This window comes from Nocardioides sp. S5 (assembly GCF_017310035.1).
Lineage (GTDB): Bacteria > Actinomycetota > Actinomycetes > Propionibacteriales > Nocardioidaceae > Nocardioides.
In genome coordinates, this window is the sequence record NZ_CP022296.1 from 4,239,161 (window position 1) to 4,255,682 (window position 16,522).

The 16,522-nt window shown below is 71.1% G+C and carries 19 protein-coding genes; 7 read left to right on the top strand and 12 right to left on the bottom strand.

The window, feature by feature from the left end; genetic code table 11:
- Positions 1 to 218: 218 nt before the first annotated feature.
- Positions 219 to 1,577, top strand: coding sequence for a helix-turn-helix transcriptional regulator (locus tag CFI00_RS20935; RefSeq protein ID WP_207082890.1), 1,359 nt, complete (start codon positions 219 to 221; stop codon positions 1,575 to 1,577).
- Between the two features lie 18 nt (positions 1,578 to 1,595).
- On the opposite strand, the gene CFI00_RS23930 is transcribed toward CFI00_RS20935, so the two are convergent.
- From CFI00_RS23930 to CFI00_RS20965, 7 genes are all read right to left on the bottom strand, one after another.
- Entirely contained in the window at positions 1,596 to 1,718 is a 123-nt protein-coding gene (locus CFI00_RS23930; RefSeq protein WP_277988326.1) for a hypothetical protein, read from the bottom strand.
- A gap of 264 nt (positions 1,719 to 1,982) precedes the next feature.
- On the bottom strand, positions 1,983 to 3,461 hold the full coding sequence (locus CFI00_RS20940) for a HAMP domain-containing sensor histidine kinase (protein WP_207082893.1): 1,479 nt from the start codon (positions 3,459 to 3,461) through the stop codon (positions 1,983 to 1,985).
- A 139-nt stretch (positions 3,462 to 3,600) separates the two neighbouring features.
- Positions 3,601 to 3,918 (bottom strand): DUF1416 domain-containing protein, encoded by a 318-nt coding sequence (locus tag CFI00_RS20945; protein WP_207082894.1) that lies wholly within the window; start codon positions 3,916 to 3,918, stop codon positions 3,601 to 3,603.
- A gap of 1 nt (position 3,919) precedes the next feature.
- The gene (locus CFI00_RS20950) at positions 3,920 to 4,768 is read right to left on the bottom strand and encodes a sulfurtransferase (protein WP_207082895.1); all 849 of its coding nucleotides are present in this window, start codon (positions 4,766 to 4,768) and stop codon (positions 3,920 to 3,922) included.
- Between the two features lie 35 nt (positions 4,769 to 4,803).
- Complete coding sequence (locus CFI00_RS20955) at positions 4,804 to 5,280, bottom strand: DUF4395 domain-containing protein (RefSeq protein WP_207082896.1); 477 nt, start codon at positions 5,278 to 5,280, stop codon at positions 4,804 to 4,806.
- A gap of 277 nt (positions 5,281 to 5,557) precedes the next feature.
- Positions 5,558 to 6,022: a thioredoxin family protein gene (locus tag CFI00_RS20960; RefSeq protein ID WP_207082897.1), complete on the bottom strand. Its 465-nt coding sequence runs from the start codon at positions 6,020 to 6,022 to the stop codon at positions 5,558 to 5,560.
- 42 nt (positions 6,023 to 6,064) lie between these two features.
- Positions 6,065 to 6,349, bottom strand: a complete 285-nt coding sequence (locus CFI00_RS20965) for a MerR family transcriptional regulator (RefSeq protein ID WP_242532546.1) — start codon at positions 6,347 to 6,349, stop codon at positions 6,065 to 6,067.
- A 138-nt stretch (positions 6,350 to 6,487) separates the two neighbouring features.
- Between CFI00_RS20965 and CFI00_RS20970 the strand changes: the two genes are divergently transcribed.
- A complete protein-coding gene (locus CFI00_RS20970; protein ID WP_207082898.1) occupies positions 6,488 to 6,916 on the top strand; it encodes an Hsp20 family protein in 429 nt (142 codons plus the stop codon).
- Between the two features lie 75 nt (positions 6,917 to 6,991).
- Here the strand turns inward: CFI00_RS20970 and CFI00_RS20975 are convergent, their stop codons facing one another.
- Positions 6,992 to 9,187 carry a carboxypeptidase-like regulatory domain-containing protein gene (locus tag CFI00_RS20975; RefSeq protein WP_207082899.1) on the bottom strand — a complete coding sequence of 732 codons (2,196 nt, stop codon included), beginning with the start codon at positions 9,185 to 9,187 and terminating at the stop codon, positions 6,992 to 6,994.
- 110 nt (positions 9,188 to 9,297) lie between these two features.
- On the bottom strand, positions 9,298 to 9,594 hold the full coding sequence (locus tag CFI00_RS20980; RefSeq protein WP_207082900.1) for a MoaD/ThiS family protein: 297 nt from the start codon (positions 9,592 to 9,594) through the stop codon (positions 9,298 to 9,300).
- A 43-nt stretch (positions 9,595 to 9,637) separates the two neighbouring features.
- Here CFI00_RS20980 and CFI00_RS20985 point away from each other — a divergent pair, with 43 nt between their 5' ends.
- Both CFI00_RS20985 and mshD read left to right on the top strand, forming a co-directional pair.
- Positions 9,638 to 10,369 carry a response regulator transcription factor gene (locus tag CFI00_RS20985; protein ID WP_207082901.1) on the top strand — a complete coding sequence of 244 codons (732 nt, stop codon included), beginning with the start codon at positions 9,638 to 9,640 and terminating at the stop codon, positions 10,367 to 10,369.
- Positions 10,370 to 10,403: 34 nt separating this feature from the next.
- Positions 10,404 to 11,216 carry a mycothiol synthase gene (mshD, locus tag CFI00_RS20990; protein WP_207082902.1) on the top strand — a complete coding sequence of 271 codons (813 nt, stop codon included), beginning with the start codon at positions 10,404 to 10,406 and terminating at the stop codon, positions 11,214 to 11,216.
- Here mshD and CFI00_RS20995 read toward each other — a convergent pair whose 3' ends face one another.
- The 3 genes from CFI00_RS20995 to CFI00_RS21005 all read right to left on the bottom strand — a co-directional run bounded on the left by CFI00_RS20995 (position 11,217) and on the right by CFI00_RS21005 (position 13,185).
- A complete protein-coding gene (locus tag CFI00_RS20995) occupies positions 11,217 to 12,152 on the bottom strand; it encodes a folate-binding protein YgfZ (RefSeq protein WP_207082903.1) in 936 nt (311 codons plus the stop codon).
- 65 nt (positions 12,153 to 12,217) lie between these two features.
- Positions 12,218 to 12,682, bottom strand: a complete 465-nt coding sequence (locus CFI00_RS21000; protein WP_207082904.1) for a Fur family transcriptional regulator — start codon at positions 12,680 to 12,682, stop codon at positions 12,218 to 12,220.
- Between the two features lie 8 nt (positions 12,683 to 12,690).
- The gene (locus CFI00_RS21005) at positions 12,691 to 13,185 is read right to left on the bottom strand and encodes an FABP family protein (RefSeq protein WP_207082905.1); all 495 of its coding nucleotides are present in this window, start codon (positions 13,183 to 13,185) and stop codon (positions 12,691 to 12,693) included.
- A gap of 23 nt (positions 13,186 to 13,208) precedes the next feature.
- On the opposite strand from CFI00_RS21005, the gene CFI00_RS21010 reads away from it, so the two are divergent.
- The 3 genes from CFI00_RS21010 to CFI00_RS21020 all read left to right on the top strand — a co-directional run bounded on the left by CFI00_RS21010 (position 13,209) and on the right by CFI00_RS21020 (position 16,518).
- On the top strand, positions 13,209 to 13,571 hold the full coding sequence (locus tag CFI00_RS21010) for a DsrE family protein (RefSeq protein ID WP_207082906.1): 363 nt from the start codon (positions 13,209 to 13,211) through the stop codon (positions 13,569 to 13,571).
- Between the two features lie 45 nt (positions 13,572 to 13,616).
- Positions 13,617 to 15,794, top strand: a complete 2,178-nt coding sequence (locus tag CFI00_RS21015) for an RNA degradosome polyphosphate kinase (RefSeq protein WP_207082907.1) — start codon at positions 13,617 to 13,619, stop codon at positions 15,792 to 15,794.
- 106 nt (positions 15,795 to 15,900) lie between these two features.
- Entirely contained in the window at positions 15,901 to 16,518 is a 618-nt protein-coding gene (locus CFI00_RS21020) for a DUF47 family protein (RefSeq protein ID WP_207082908.1), read from the top strand.
- Positions 16,519 to 16,522 lie beyond the last annotated feature (4 nt).

The following is a 16,522-nucleotide window of genomic DNA, read 5'->3' on the forward strand; positions in this document are numbered from 1 at the left end:
CGAGGTCCCGGAGGGTCAAGGGTATGTTGACATGGCGTGGAGGTGTGGCCAAATTCAACCAATGGACAGCTGAATGTCCACTCCTGCAGCTGTCGGGACTCACCGTCCCTGCGTCAGCACGCGGCGCTCGCAGGCAACGACCCCGACGTCAAGACAATTTTGACGGTCTCTTGACCTAATTCGACACCCGGCCGGTAAACGTGCCGCACAATGTGCGGATGGACGCGCGTCATGCCGAGCTGCTGGGCCGCACCGACCGTGAGGCGCTGGGTCGCCGACTCCGGTCCGCACGCCAGGCACGGGGGCTCACCCAAGGTCAGGTTGCGGACGAGCTGATGTCGGTCGCCTACCTCTCCCGCATCGAGAGCGGCCACCGCCGCCCCACCGCACCTGCGCTCGAGACCCTCGCCGAGCGCCTCGGCGTCACCGTCGACTCGCTGCTCGGCGAGCCCGAGCGCCACGTGGTCGACGAGATCCGCCTCGCCCTCGACTACGCCGAGCTCTCCCTGGAGTCCGGGCAGCCCGAGGACGCCGAGCGCCACCTGCACAAGGCCCTCGACACCATGGCGGCCTCCCGCATGGCCGGCCTCCGCGAGCGCGCCCGCCTGCTCCACGCCCGCGCCCTCGAGGCCACCAACCGCGAGGACGACGCCGTCATCGAGCTCGAAGCGATCATCGACGACCGGTCCGCCGACGGGCTGACCCGGATCAGGGCCGGCATCGCCCTGAGCCGCATCTATCGCGAGACCGGCGACCTGGGCCGCGCCATCGAGTGCGGCGAGCGGGTGATGGCCGACATGGAGGAGTCCGGGCTCGAGTCCTGCGACGAGGCGGTCCAGCTCGCGGTCACCGTTGCCGCCGCACACTTCGAGCGCGGCGACACCGCCCACGCCGTACGCCTGTGCCGCAAGGCGATCACCCGGGCCGAGTCGCTCGGGTCGCCCCGAGCGCGCGCGTCCGCCTACTGGAACGCCAGCGTCATGCAAGCGAACCGAGGGGACGTGGCTGCGGCCGTGCCGCTCGCGGAGCGCGCCCTGGCGCTGCTCGGCGAGGGTCAGGACGCCCGCAACCTCGCCCGCCTGCGCACCGAGGTCGGACGCCTCCAGCTCGAGCTGGACCCGCCCGCCATCGACGAGGCGCGCCACAACCTCGAGCAGGCGGCCGCGGAGATGGAGTGGAGCAGCGCCTCCCCCGTCGACCGCGCGTGGACGCTGCTGGGACTGGCTCGCGTGGGCTTCCTCGCCGGTGACCTCACCGGCAGCCGCGCCCTTGTGGCGCAGGTGCACACCACCGCCGACGGGCACGCCCCGCTGGCCGAGGCCGAGGCGCTGACCCTCGAGGGCAGGACGTACGCCGCCGAGGGCGCGACCGAGCTCGCCGCACGGTCCTACCAGGCCGCCGTCCTCCGGCTCTCCGCCATCGGTGCCGACCAGAGCGCGGCCCAGCTGTGGTTCGACCTCGCCGACCTGCTGGAGGGCGTCGGACTGGCGGAGGAGGCGCTGGACGCCTACCGCCGTGCTGCGGCGTCGACCGGGCTGCGGGCTCGGGTCACCTCGACCACCCTCGCCCGCAGCTGACCCTGAGGTCGCTCGGGATCAGCAGCACCACACGTTGCGCATCTGCTGCTGGGCAGGCGCGGCCTCGGCCGGCGAGGAGAGACCGATCATGCCGATCAGGGCGATCGAGGCGACGAGGATGCGGGGGGCCTTGCGGTTCATGGTGACTCCAGGGGCTAGGTGTGCTGTGTGGGGTTGGTTGGCAGGCGTCCCGAGCCCCTGCCTGAGAAACTTTGTCAAAACTAGTGCTGAGTGTCGTCCGCTTTGACAAACTTGGGCAAGTGCGATGACAAATCATCTTGAGATGCCTCGCACCAGCCCCGCGGGAACCCACCCCTGCGGGACACGCGCCGGACCCCACCCGGTCGCCCCGGACCCCCTGCCCCCCGCAGGGGGTCCTCGCACGTGCGGGCGCGCAGGGGAGCCTCAGAGCGGCAGCGCCACCCGCACGGTGGTGCCGGCGCCGGGGGCGCTGTCGAGCGACACCTGGCCGGCGTGGGCCTCGACGATGGTGCGGACGATGTCCAGGCCGAGGCCGGCGCCGGGCACCTGGAGACGGCGCGCGTTGGCGCCGCGGAAGAAGCGGGTGAAGACGTCGGCGACGTCGAGGCGGTCGATGCCGACCCCTTCGTCGGCCACGGTGAGCACGACATGGTCACGGTCCTCCGACAGGGTGACGCGGACCAGGTCACCGGCCCGGCTGTAGGCGATGGCGTTGGCGAGCAGGTTGTCGAGCACCTGCCGCAGGCGCATGCCGTCGGCGACAGCCACCAGCGAGGAGGGCCCGTGCCACTCCACGCGTACGCCGGATCCCGACGCGTCGAGCCCGGCGGCCTCGACGGCCTCGGTGAGCACCGCTGCGACGTCGAGACGGTAGCGGTCGACGACCGACGACCCGGCTGACACGCGGGCGGCGAGGAGCAGGTCGGCGACGAGGTGGGACAGCCTCAGCATGTTGCGCCGGGCGGCGCCGACCTGCTGGCGCCCCTCGGCGCTGACGTCGCCGGAGTCGTCGAGCAGCTCGAGGTAGGCGAGCGCGGAGGTCAGCGGCGTACGCAGCTCGTGGGACACGATCGCGACGAAGTCGTCCTTGGCCCCCACCGCCCGCAGCAGGTCGGTGACGTCCTGGAGAGCGACCACGGCGCCGGTGAGGCGTCCGATCCGGTCACGGACCGGACGCGCGGAGACCGACAGCGCGCGCCGGGAGTCCGGGTCCTCCCCGACCCACAGCATCACGCCGTCGAACTGCTCACCTCGTGCGGCTCGCACCGACGGCAGCTCGTCGACGGGCAGCCGGCGCAGGTCGAGGTCGTAGACGAAGGCGTCCGGGCCCGCGTGGCCGTCGTGCCCGCGCGGGTAGGCCAGGTCGAGGATGTCGGAGAGGCGGTTGTTGAAGGCGAGGTAGGCACCGTCGGCGTCGACCTGAAGCAGCCCGACGGCCACCGACTCGAAGAGGGCCTCGGTGCGTTGCTGCTCCGCCTCCACCGCGGCCTCGGCCGCGTCGAGCCGCTCGACGAACGCGTGCCGCTCGGTGATGTCGGCGACCTGGGAGATGAAGTGGACCGGCGATCCGTCCGGCGCCCGCAGCAGCGCGACCGACAGGTCGCCGATCGCCACGGTGCCGTCGGCGCAGATGTAGCGCTTGGTGATCCGGTAGGAGCTGATGTCGCCCGCGATGGTCTGGTCGAGCAACCGCAGGTCGCTCGCGAGGTCGTCGGGATGGGTGATCGACCGGACGTCGAGGGTGGCGAGCACGTCGGGCTCGTAGCCGAGCATGTCGCACAGCGCTGCGTTGACGGTGAGGAACGCTCCCGCGGGAGAGACGATCGCCATGCCGACGGGCGAGTGCTCCATGGTCAGCCGCCACAGGTCGTCCGTCTCGGCCACATGGGTCTGTGCCGTCACGCAACCCTCCTTCACACGCACCGCCGGATCGTCACCGTACGAGGCCGGAGGGAGGTGGCGCAGGCACTGTGGGAGAACCGTGTGAAAAATGAGAGGAACGCCCCGCGCTCGCAGCGCAGGGCGTCCTCCTTGACGAACGTCAGGCGCTGACGAGCACCTGGACCTCGGCCACGGACCCGGTCGCCGCGACGACGCGGGTGTCCACCGGCTGCGCCTTCGGAGCGAGGGTGCGCAGCGTCCACTCACCGTCACCGGCGAAGAAGCGGAAGTGCCCGGTGGCCGACGTCGGCACCTCGGCGGTGAACTCGCCGGAGCGGTCGAGCAGCCTCACGTAGGCGTTGGGCACCGGCTCGCTCTCCTCACCGGCACCGCCCCTCAGGACCTGGCCCTGGATCACGGCCTCCTTGGCCACGTTGACGCCGTCGAGCGACAGCCCGCCCTCGGTTGCTCCGCACATCTCAGGCCTCCCCGGGCTCGTCGCCGAGGGCGACGGGGACGCCGACGAGGGAGCCGTACTCGGTCCACGAGCCGTCGTAGTTCTTCACGTTGTCGTGGCCGAGCAGCTCCTTGAGCACGAACCACGTGTGCGAGGAGCGCTCGCCGATGCGGCACAGCGCGATGGTGTCCTTGGAGTCGTCGAGGCCGGCGGCGCCGTAGATCTCGCGCAGCTCGTCATCGGACTTGAAGGTGCCGTCGTCGTTGGCCGCCTTGCTCCACGGCACGTTGATCGAGGTCGGGACGTGACCGGCGCGCTGGGCCTGCTCCTGCGGGAGGTGGGCCGGGGCGAGCAGGCGTCCGGCGTACTCGTCGGGGCTGCGCACGTCGACCAGGTTCTGGGTGCCGATGGCCGCCACGGTCTCGTCGCGGAAGGCGCGGATGGAGTGGTCCTGCTCGGTGGCGGTGTACGACGTCTGCGCGCGGCTGGGCAGCTCGTCGGTCAGCTCGCGCGAGTCGAGCTCCCACTTCTTGCGGCCGCCGTCGAGGAGCTTGACGTCCTGGTGGCCGTAGAGCTTGAAGTACCAGTAGGCGTAGGCGGCGAACCAGTTGTTGTTGCCGCCGTAGAGCACGACGGTGTCGTCGTTGGACACCCCGCGCTCGGACAGCAGCGCCTCGAACTGCTCCTTGCTGACGAAGTCGCGACGGACCTGGTCCTGGAGGTCGGTGGTCCAGTCGAGCTTGATGGCGCCACGGATGTGGCCCTTGTCGTAGGCGGTGGTGTCCTCGTCGACCTCGACGAGGACGATGCCGTCGGTGTCGAGGTTGTCCTCGACCCACTGGGCGGTGACGAGCGAGTTCTCACGGCTCATGGTGGTGTGCTCCTTGTGATGGAAACTTCGGGCGATCAGGCGGTGGCGATGAAGCGGCGGACGAGCAGGTAGACCTCGCATCCCAGGCAGAAGGCGAAGAGGGCGTTGAGCAGGGCGGCGACCAGGGCGAACCCGACCGCGACCTGCCCGAGCACCGTCGCGCCCGCCAGGAACGCGACGAGGCCGACGAGGGCGAAGGCCAGGCCGACGGCCTGGGCGAAGCGCGGCGGCTCCGGCGCCTCCCATTCGGTGGGCGGCGCCAGCCGTGGGCGTACGAGGGTGCGGAACAGCCACGCGTGCGGCGTGGCCTGCACCCCGCGGACCGCGCCGACGGCGAAGAGCGCGGCCTGGACCGCGAGCAGGACGACGTTGGCCGGCGACGGCAGCAGCAGCACCGCCACCAGCACCACGGCGGTCAGGGCCGCCGCGAGCTGGGGGCTGCGCGGGTCGATGGCTCCCTCCGGACGACCGGTGACGGTCGTGGAGGAGCGGGGCGTGGCGGTGGTGGACATGTCTCTCCCGGGGTGGTCGGCGCGGCACTAGGCCAGGCGCGCTGGGGGCAACCCAGCGCCGAGTCCCACCGGAGCAGGCCTCCCGGACGGGAGACGGCTGCGCTCAGGTCAACGGCGGGACGTCACGACATTCGACACAGCGCCGAGCGCACGCGGCAGTGGTCCACTGCGCGGCGCTTGGTGAGCATGGTCGACGACATGGCCACGACAGTAGGCCGTCGCCGACGGGTCTCGACCGTCTGTCTCATGATGTGGTCCTTGCATCCATATCGTGAGATCAGACCTGCGCCACGGCGCTCAGCACCTGGTCGCGCGACGGTGCGCCCGTGGCGCGGGTGACCTCGGCGCCGGTGGCGTCGAGCACGACCGTGGTCGGCGTACGGAGGATCCCGAAGGCACGGGTGGCGTCCAGGTGGTGCTCGGCGTCGACCTCGACGTGGCGTACGCCCTCGACCAGGTCGGTGACCTCACCCAGCACCCGCCGCGTGGCGCGGCATGGGGCGCAGAAGGCACTCGAGAACTGCAGGAGCGTGGCGCGCTCCCCCAGCTGCTCGCCCACCGCGGTGACGAGCTCGGCGCCGGGAGGTCTCGTGACAGGACCTCGTCCTTCCTCGACCGGCGGTGGGTCCGACTGGCGTACGGCGTGGGTGCCGCGGAAGCGCCCGTCGGTCGCGAGCCGCCAGAGGCCGACGACCAGGGCGAGCGCGACGGCGCCCACCGCGATCCATGCTCCCGTGCTCATGACGGACCCAACGTCGCGTGGTGCCTCGCGTGTTCCCGAGCGTCAGGACCGGTCGCCCACCCGCGCGAGACGGGCTCGCAGGCACTGGTTCTCCTCCTCGAGCTCCAGGACGGCCGCGATGCCTGCGAGGTTGAGCCCCGCGGCGAGCAGGTCGCGGATGCGGTGCAGCCGCTCGATGTCGTCGGAGCTGTAGAGCCGCGTGCCGCCGGACGTGCGGTCCGGGGCGACCAGCCCACGACGCTCGTAGACCCGGAGGTTCTGCACCTGCATCGACGTCATCTCGGCCGCGACCGAGATCGCGAAGACCCCGACCTCCCGTCCCGCCACCGCCGCCTCCCCACTTCTTCGCCTGGAGGTCTTGATTCTGCCTGATCTCTGGAATATAAGAAACCTATACCGCGTGTTACAGATCAGAGGCACTCACGCAGGGCCTCGACCGATCCCAGAACCAGGAGGAAGACCGCCATGTTGATCCGCAACGCCGACCCGTTCCGTGAGTTCGACCGGCTCACCCAGCAGCTCATGGGCACCACCAACCGACCCGTCGTCATGCCGATGGACGCATGGCGCGAGGGAGACCGCTTCGTCCTCGAGTTCGACCTGCCGGGGGTCAGCCCCGACTCGGTGGACCTCGACGTGGAGCGCAACGTCCTGACCATCCGCGCCGAGCGCGTGGCGCAGAGCAACGGCGACTGGCAGATGCTCGCCTCCGAGCGGCCGCGCGGTGCGTTCAGCCGCCAGCTCGTGCTCGGCGACAACCTCGACCTCGACCACATCGACGCGACCTACAGCGACGGCGTGCTCCGGCTCGTCGTACCGGTCGCAGAGAAGGCGAAGCCGCGCAAGATCGAGCTGCGCACCGACAGCGACTCGCGCCAGGCGATCGAGGCCTGAGCCCTCGCGGGGGAAGGACGACGGGCCCCGGGAACACGCTTCCCGGGGCCCGTCGTGTGCGTGCGGTGGAACGCCTCAGCGCTTGAGCTTCACCGTCTTGGTGACCTCGGCGTTGCCGTACTTGCCGCCCTTCAGCGTGACCTGGAAGACCAGCTTGTTCTTGCCCTTGGCCAGCTTCTTGAGCGTCAGCGACGCCTTGCCGTTGCGCAGCTTGGCCTTGCCGATCTTCTTGAGGACCGGCGCGCCGTACTCGTCCTCGCGGACGATCTTCTTCACCACGACGCTGCCCTTGAACTTCTTGGCCTTCACCTTCTTGGCCGAGACGGTGATCGTCGCCTTGGTGCCCTTCACGGCGACCTTGACCTTCGGCTTCTTCTTGATCACCTGGCTGGCGACCACCGCCGTGCCGTTGAGGATGCCGTTCTCGGCGGTGACGCGCAGCGTGAGCCGCTTGTTCTTCGCCGCCTTGGTCACCTTCCAGGTGGCGCCGGTGCCGACGACGGTGTCGCCGACGAGCCACGCGTAGGAGTAGGTGGTGCCGCTGTCGACGGACCACACGCCGGGGTAGGCCCGGACCTTGCCGCCGAGGTAGGGCTTGCCGTTGACCTCGGGCTTGCGGAAGGCACGGAGGTCCTCCGACAGCGCAGCGTCGACGCCGGTCACGGTCTGACCGCTCTTGACGACGATCTTCTCGGCCTTCACGTAGGACGTGTCGTCGTACCACTCGGGCGCGTGGCCGCGGGGCACCTCGTAGCCGAAGCTCCAGAAGCTCGACTGGTCGTAGTCGATGAACTGCGCCTTGTAGGTGCCCGGGACGAGGTTGGTGGCGGAGTAGGTGCCGTCACCCTCGGCGTAGGCGGTGGTCTCCTCGACCGGGTTGCCCTTCTCGTCGAAGAAGCGCACGGCGGTGCCCATGACCTCCAGGCCCGACTCCGAGGTGATGGTGCCGCTCACGCCACCGGTCAGGGGCAGCGTGATGGTGACCCCGCCGGTCGGCTTGCCGACCGTCGCGGCGACGTCGTACGTCTGGGCGCCGCCGAACCAGCGGTCGAGGCGCTCGTACTGCCCCTCCTCGCGGCCGAGCCGGTCCTGTGCCTGGATCTTGAAGATCGACTCCGAGGTGCGCGAGAGCTCGGTGAAGCTGAACTGCCCGGCGCGACCCGACGTGACCCGGACCAGCGCGGCCGGCTTGTCGGCGTCGAGCGGGGTGTCGTAGGCGGTGACGTCGGCGCCGATGACGGGCTGGCCCGCCGAGTCCACGACGGTGCCAGAGACGTCCACGGCGGCGGGGTCGACGTAGGCGTCCGGGTCGGGCGCCAGGGCCGCGTTGACGGTGGTGACTCCGTCGACACCGACGTCGACCGGGTCCGCGGTGTCACGCGAGGGCTTGTCGTTGAACCACTCGGGCAGGTATTCCTCGACCGGGTCGCTGAACTGCACGCGGTAGCTGCCCGGGTCGACGCCCTCGATGCGGTAGACGCCGGCGGCGTCGGTCAGGTCACTGCCCACCTGGCCGCCGTCCACGGTGTAGACCGTGGCCTGCGCCCGCTCGAGCGGCGCGCCGCCGGTGTTGGTGACCGTGCCCTGCACCACGCCGCCACGCGACAGCGCCACCTGGCCCAGGTTGGCGCCGGCAGCGACCGCGTCGGCGGACGCGAGGGTCGCCTTGTTGCTGAAGTACTCGAACGCGTAGCCGTCGGCCGAGAAGTACGCCTTGTAGTCGCCGGGGTCCACGCCCGCCACCCACGAGCCGTCGGCCCGGGTGAGCACCGTCGTGCGCGGCGAGCTGGTCGCGACGTCGTAGATCGTGACCCGCGCGTCCTCGATCGGCCTGCCGGTCGGCGAGACCACCTGGCCGGAGAGCGTGGGGCGTGCCGCGAGGGCGACCGGCGCGAGGGCCGTCGGGCCCGCGACCGCGACCGCGTCGGCGGTCTCCATCGTCTGCTTGTCGTTGTAGTACTCACCGACGAAGACGCGGTCGTCGTCGCCGAAGTAGAACTTGTAGGTGCCCGGCTCGACGTCGATGCGGACCTGGCCGTCGGCCACGACGGCCTGGTCGACATAGCGGTAGAAGCCGTCGGGCTGGAGGGCGTACGCCTCGACCTCGCCGTCCAGCGTGTTGCCGGCCGGGTCGGTGAGCGTCGTCGTGACGCTGACCGGGGCCGCGTGGGCCGGCGTCGCCAGCCCGATCGAGAAGCCGGCGACCATCGTCGCGACGGCTGCGCCACCGGCGACGAGGCGCGCGAAGGCTCCCCCGTGAGTGCTCATCATTCTGTTGTCCCCCTCGGACTCATGCCGGCACACGCGTGCCCGGCACGCAGGCCATCCCCCGTAGGAGGCCTGTCGAAACGTAGTTCTATCGCATCGCCGCGTCCGCCCGCTCACCCTCCGGCGAACGGGGGCAGCAGCTCGACCACCGAGCCGGGCTCCACGACCACGGTCGCGGGGTCCTGCGACCGCACCGGCCGGTCCCCCACGAGCACCGAGCAGACACCCACCGTGCGGGCCATCCGGTCGTCGGGGTGCCGCTCGAGCACCCGGCGCACCAGCTCGGCGAGGGTGACCTCCCCGACGACCTCGAAGGTGTCCTCGGCGGTCCCGGCGGCCGCCCGTGCCCCCGCCCAGTAGCGCACGGTCACCGTCTCAGGTCCCCGGACTCGCCCGTCAGCGTCGCTCATGAGGGATATCCTTGCTCATCGCCGGCACGAGGAGGGCCCCGCCATGAGCACACTGCTGCTGCTCACGAGCGCGCTCCAGCCGTCGGCCGAGGTGCTCCCGGGGCTCGCACTGCTGTCGCACAGCGTCAAGATCGTCCCGGCCCAGGGCAGTGCGCTGCTCGACGCGCCGGACGCCGACCTGGTGCTCGTCGACGGCCGCCAGGACCTCGCCGCCGCGCGCGACCTGTGCCGCCTGATCCGCACCACCGGCGTCGACGCACCGGTCCTGCTCGTCGTCACCGAGGGCGGCCTCGCCGTCGTCGCCCACGACTGGGGCATGGACGACGTGGTGCTCCACACGTGCGGCCCGGCCGAGCTCGACGCCCGGATCCGCCTCGCCATCGGCCGCGCCGGGGCCGCGTCGCCGGACGACCCCAGCGCCCACGTGATCCACCGCGGCGAGGTCGTCGTGGACGACGCCACCTACACCGCCCGCATCGGCGGCCGACCGCTCGACCTGACCTACAAGGAGTTCGAGCTCCTCAAGTACCTCGCCCAGCACCCCGGCCGCGTCTTCAGCCGCGAGCAGCTGCTGCAGGAGGTCTGGGGCTACGACTACTTCGGCGGCACCCGCACCGTCGACGTCCACGTGCGCCGCCTGCGCGCCAAGCTCGGAACCGAGCACGAGCACCACATCGGCACGGTCCGCAACGTCGGCTACCGCTTCGTCGTCCCCACCCGCGACAAGGACACCGAGGAGCAGCCCCGCTCCTCGCGCTCGACCTCCGACGCCTGAGCCGGTCCCCGACCAGCGGGGCTAGGGTCGAGGCGTGGACGAGGTCGCCGAAGTCATCCGGATCGCCGAGGCGGCGGGCGCTGCCGACGGAGCCTCACCGCTCGACGAGGCCGCCCGGATGGCGCTCACCGACGGCACCGCGGCCGTCACGGTCCGCGACGGAGGCTTCTCGCTCGTGCACGACGGCGACCTGAGCCTGGCGGTGCACCCCGACCAGCGCAGGCGCGGTGTCGCGACCGCGCTGCTGCAGGGGACGGCGTACGCCGACGCGCGCACGGCCTGGTCCCACGGCAACCACCCGGCCGCGGCCCGGCTCGCCGCGGGGCACGGCTGGGAGCGGGTGCGCGACCTGTGGGTCATGCGCCGCGACGCGCGCCTGGAGCTGCCCCCGCTGGAGCCGCCGCCGGGGGTCACGATCCGCGGCTACCGCGACGCCGACGCGGACACGGTCGTCGAGGTCAACGCGGCGGCCTTCGCGAGCCACCCGGAGCAGGGCGCGATGGACGCCGACAACCTCGCTCGGCGGATGGCCGAGCCGTGGTTCGACCCGGCCGGGCTGCTCGTCGCCGAGGACGCGTCGGGAGTGCTGGGCTTCCACTGGACCAAGCAGCACGACGCCCGGCTGGGCGAGGTCTACGTCGTGGGCGTCGCGCCGGCGGCCCAGGGTCGCGGGCTCGGCCGCGTGCTGACCCTCGCCGGGCTGCACCACCTCGCGGGGCTGGGGGTGGAGGAGGTCCTGCTCTACGTCGAGTCGGACAACGCGCCGGCCGTCGCGGTCTACTCACGCCTCGGCTTCACCCACGCGGACGTCGACACCCACGTGCAGTACGCCCGCACGGACCGCTGACTAGCGCAGCGGGCGCACGTGCAGCCCGACCTCGGGGTCGACGACGACCTCCTGGGCGGCCGGCATCTCGTCGACGGTGAGGGTCGCGTCGACCGGGACGTTGCGCTTCACGAGCGCGAGCGCGATCGGGCCGAGCTCGTGGTGGCGGGCGCTCGAGCCGACGAACCCGACGTCGCGGCCCTCGTAGGACACCGGCGACCCGGCGGCGGGGAGGCGGTTCTCCGACCCGTCGAGGTGGAGCAGCGCCAGCCGTCGCGGCGGACGGCCGAGGGTGTGCACGCGCGCGACCGTCTCCTGCCCGCGGTAGCACCCCTTCTCGAGGTGCACCGCCGGACCGATCCAGCCGACCTCGTTGGGGATCGTGCGGTGGTCGGTGTCGATGCCCAGGCGCGGCTCGCCGCGCTCGATCCGCAGCGCCTCGAAGGCCCACAGGCCGGCGGCCGGCTCGGCAGCTTCGGCGTACGCCGCCATGCGCTCGCGCGGGACGAGGTCGTAGCGCCCCGCGCCCTCGCCCGGGCGCCACATCACAGCCAGGTCGTCGACCAGCGAGATCTCGACGCGGGTCATGAACTTCATCCGCTCCAGCCACTCCACCAGCGCGGCACCGGCGCCGGGCTCGGTGTGGGCGGTGAAGGACTCGCCGTCGTCGACGCCGGCGAAGGCGTGCTCGACGTGCCCCTGCGGGCTCAACACCAGGGCCTGGGTCCACACGCCGGGGGCGAGGCCGTCGAAGTACTGGGTGGTGAGGCTGTGCAGCCAGCTGAGGCGGTCGGGACCGGAGATCCGGAGGACGTCGCGGTGCGACAGGTCCACGAAGCCCTCACCGCGGGCCAGGCTGCGCTGCTCGGTGTTGAAGGAGCCGTAGTGCGCGGCGACCGGGGCGTCGATGCCGTCGCCGGCGACGGCTCCGGGAAGGGCGAGGAAGGGGCTGGCCATGCCTCGAGTCTAGGTCGCGGCACCGTGCTTGCCGGTTTCCCCGGCTACCCGGGGAAACTGGAGCTTCACCCCCGAAGTTTCGCAGTGGAGGCTTCAGTTTCCCCGGGTGCCCGGGGATCCCTCGAGGCGCAGTCCGCGCAGACCCCGAAGATCGCGAGGTGCCCGACGTCGACGGTGAAGCCGTCCTCGCCCAGCGCCGCGACGAGCGGTGCGACGACCGCGGGGTCGTAGGAGCGTACGGCGTGGCAACGGCGGCAGACCGCGTGGACGTGCTCGTGCTCGCGGGTGGAGTGGTAGGTCGGCGCGCGGTCGCTGAGGTGGGTGTGGCGCACCAGACCGAGCTCCTCGAGGACCTCGAGGGTGCGGTAGACGGTGGAGGCGTTGACCGAGCTGACCTGGCTGCGCACGTGGGCCAGCACCTCGTCGGGCGTGGCGTGCCCGAGCTCCTCGACGGCGCGCAGGATCAGCTGGCGCTGCGGGGTGAGGCGCAGCCCCTGCTCGCGCAGCCGGGCAGCGAGGTCGTCGCTCATCGCAGGGCTCACGCCCGCTGGAGGCGGGCCCAGGTGTGGGGCTGGAGGTCCTGGCCGACCGCGGCCATGTCATAGGCGTAGAGGAGGTCGCCCTCGACGTTGCCGTACATCCGCGACCCGCCGGTGACCTCCTTCGCGGTCTCGGTGAAGGACACCCCGGCGGTGTGCATCTCGAGCTTGCCGCCCTCGGCGGCGCCGTACCAGACCTCGGAGAAGCCGATGTTGTGCGCGAGCAGCAGCTCGACCTTGCCCGGCTCCGGGCAGCGCAGGAAGCCGGTCTCCATCGCGGCGTCGCGGACGAACTCGCCGTCCTCGTCCTCGATCCACGCGCGCGACATGTAGTGGAAGAACGGCCGGCCGTCGTGGGTGAAGATCAGCTCCTGGCCGAAGTGGAACTTCTCGATCGTCGGGTAGTCGCCGTGGCCGTTGCCGCGCCAGGTGCCGAGCAGCCACGCCACGGGGCCGCAGTTGGGGTGGAGGTTGTCCGGCAGCTCGAAGGGCATGGACGTCACTCTAATGTGAGGCCATGCCCCGATCACTGGTCGTCAAGGTCACCTGCGGCGCCGAGGATGCCGAGCGCCTCAACCAGGGCTTCACCGTCGCCGCCGCCGCAGCCGCCGCCGGGGCGGACGTCTCGCTCTGGCTGACCGGCGAGGCCGCGTGGTTCGGCGTACCGGGTCGGGCCGAGGAGTTCACCCTCGACCTCGCCACGCCGCTGGACCAGCTCATGGCGGTGGTGCAGACCAGCGGGACGATCACCGTCTGCTCGCAGTGCGCCGCCCGCCGCGGGATCGTGGAGGGCGACCTGCGCGAGGGCGTGACCATCGCCGGTGCCGCGGTGTTCGCCGAGCAGGTGCTCGGCGAGGGCGTCCAGGCGCTGGTGTACTGACCCGTTGGCCATCCCCCGTTCACCAACCGGTGCCAGACTTGGCCCATGAACGACCCGGCCACCCTCACCAGCGCTATCTCCCCGTCGGTCGACGAGGGTCCGGTGGCCCAGCCCTTCGGCCACCCCACCGACACCTTCGACGTCGAGCCGCCCTACACGCCCGACGCCGCCGCGATCGAGGCCGTGGAGAAGTTCGACGACCGGTTCATCGACCGCGAGATCTCCTGGTTGCACTTCAACCAGCGGGTCCTCGAGCTCGCCGAGGACCCGGGCCTGCCGCTGCTCGAGCGGGCTCGCTTCCTCGCGATCTTCGCCAGCAACCTCGACGAGTTCTTCATGGTCCGCGTCGCGGGCCTCAAGCGCCGGATCGCCGCCGGAGTCGCCGTACGTGCAGCCAGCGGGCTGATGCCGCGCGAGCAGCTCGAGCAGCTCTGGGTCAGCAGCCGCGACCTGATGGAGCGCCACGCCCGGGCGCTGGTCGACCTCCTGCCGGAGCTCGGCGGGCACGGCATCGAGATCCTGCGGTGGTCCGAGCTCGACCGCGAGGAGCAGAAGGTCTGCAAGAAGCTCTTCAAGGACCGGATCTTCCCCGTCCTCACCCCGCTGGCCGTCGACCCCGCCCATCCCTTCCCCTACATCTCCGGGCTCTCGCTCAACCTCGCGGTCGTCGTGCGTCACCCCGAGACCGGCACCGAGCACTTCGCCCGGGTGAAGGTGCCGCCGACGTTCGGTCGCTTCGTGGGGCTGGGCAACCAGCGCTTCGTCCCCATCGAGGACGTGATCGGCGAGCACCTCAAGAAGCTCTTCCCGGGCATGGACGTGCTCGGCGCCCACACCTTCCGGGTCACCCGCAACGAGGACCTCGAGGTCGAGGAGGACGACGCCGAGAACCTCCTCAAGGCGCTCGAGAAGGAGCTCCAGCGGCGCCGCTTCGGCCCGCCCGTGCGCCTCGAGGTCGAGCAGTCGATGGACCCCAAGGTCCTCGACCTCCTGGTCTCCGAGCTCGGCGTGGGCCGCGACGAGGTCGTCTCCCTGCCCGGCCCCCTCGACCTCACCGGCCTGCACTCCATCGCCGACCTGCCGCGTGACGACCTCAAGTACGCCGCGTTCCTGCCGACCACGCACCCGAGCCTGGCCGAGGTCGAGTCGTCCTCCCCCGTCGACGTCTTCGACTCCGTGGCGCGCCACGACGTGCTGCTGCACCACCCCTACGACTCGTTCGCCACGTCGGTGCAGCGCTTCCTCGAGCAGGCCGCCGCCGACCCGCACGTCCTGGCGATCAAGCAGACCCTCTACCGCACGTCCGGCGACAGCCCGATCATCGAGGCGCTCATCGACGCCGCCGAGGCCGGCAAGCAGGTGCTGGTGATCGTGGAGATCAAGGCGCGCTTCGACGAGCAGGCCAACATCCGCTGGGCCCGCAAGCTCGAGCAGGCCGGCTGCCACGTCGTCTACGGCCTCGTCGGGCTCAAGACCCACTGCAAGCTGTCGATGGTGGTGCGCGACGAGCCCGAGGGCATCCGTCGCTACGTCCACCTCGGCACCGGCAACTACAACCCGAAGACCGCCCGCGTCTACGAGGACCTCGGCCTGCTCACGGCCAACCCGGAGATCGGCGAGGACGTCGCGCTGCTCTTCAATAACCTCTCGGGCATCAGCCGCAACCGCACCTACGACCACCTCCTCGTCGCACCGCACAGCGTGCGCGAGGGGCTCATCGCCCAGATCCACCAGGAGATCGCCCACCACCAGGCCGGCCGCCCCGCGGGGATCCGGATCAAGGCCAACTCGGTGGTCGACGAGGCGGTGATCGACGCGCTCTACCTCGCCTCGCAGGAGGGGGTGCGCGTGGAGCTGGTGATCCGCGGCATCTGCGCGCTGCGCCCCGGCGTACCCGGCCTGTCCGAGACCGTGCGGGTGCGCTCGATCCTGGGCAGGTTCCTCGAGCACAGCCGGGTGTTCTGGTTCGACAACGGCGGCGACCCGGCGGCGTGGATCGGCTCGGCCGACATGATGCACCGCAACCTCGACCGCCGCGTCGAGGTGCTCGTACGCCTGCGCGACCCGCACGTCGTCGCCCAGGTGGGGGCGCTGCTCGACCTGTCGCTCGACCCGGACACCACCGGGTGGGAGCTGGGCTCGGACGGCGAGTGGCACCTCCAGGTCGGCGTACGCCACCTCCACGACGAGCTGATCGCCCGGCAGCGGGGCCGCCGCCGCTGAGCGCCGCGTCACACCCGCGCGACGACGTACGCCGCAACTTGCGTCGGAAGGCGGCCGACCCCCTAGCATGAACCACGGTTCATCCGCCCCCCGTTCGGAGTTCACCGTGCGTTTGAAGTTCCGCCCTGTCGACAGCTCGTTCTACGACCTCTTCAGCGAGGCCGCCAACCACCTCGTCGTCGGCTCCCAGCTCCTCAACGAGATGCTGTCCGCCGGCAGCTCCAAGGCAGAGGTCGCCCAGCGCATGCGCGAGGCCGAGCACGCCGCGGACGAGACCACCCACTCGATCATCCGACGGGTGAACAGCACCTTCGTCACGCCTTTCGACCGCGAGGACATCTACTCCCTCGCCTCGGCGCTCGACGACGTCATGGACATGATGGACGAGGCCGTCGACCTGGTCCTCCTCTACGAGGTCACCTCGCTGCCCCCGGAGACCACCCAGCAGGTCGAGGTCCTCCAGCGCTGCGCCGAGCTCACCGCCGCGGCGATGCCGCAGCTCGAGTCGATGGGCAAGCTCGACGAGTACTGGATCGAGATCAACCGGCTCGAGAACACCGGCGACAAGTCCTACCGCCGCATCCTCGCCAACCTCTTCAGCGGTGAGCACGAGGCGCTCGAGGTGATGAAGCTCAAGGACATCGTGGAGTCCCTCGAGGGGGCGATCGACGCCTTCGAGAAGGTCGCCAACATCGTGGAGCAGATCGCCGTCAAGGAGTCGTAGGCCT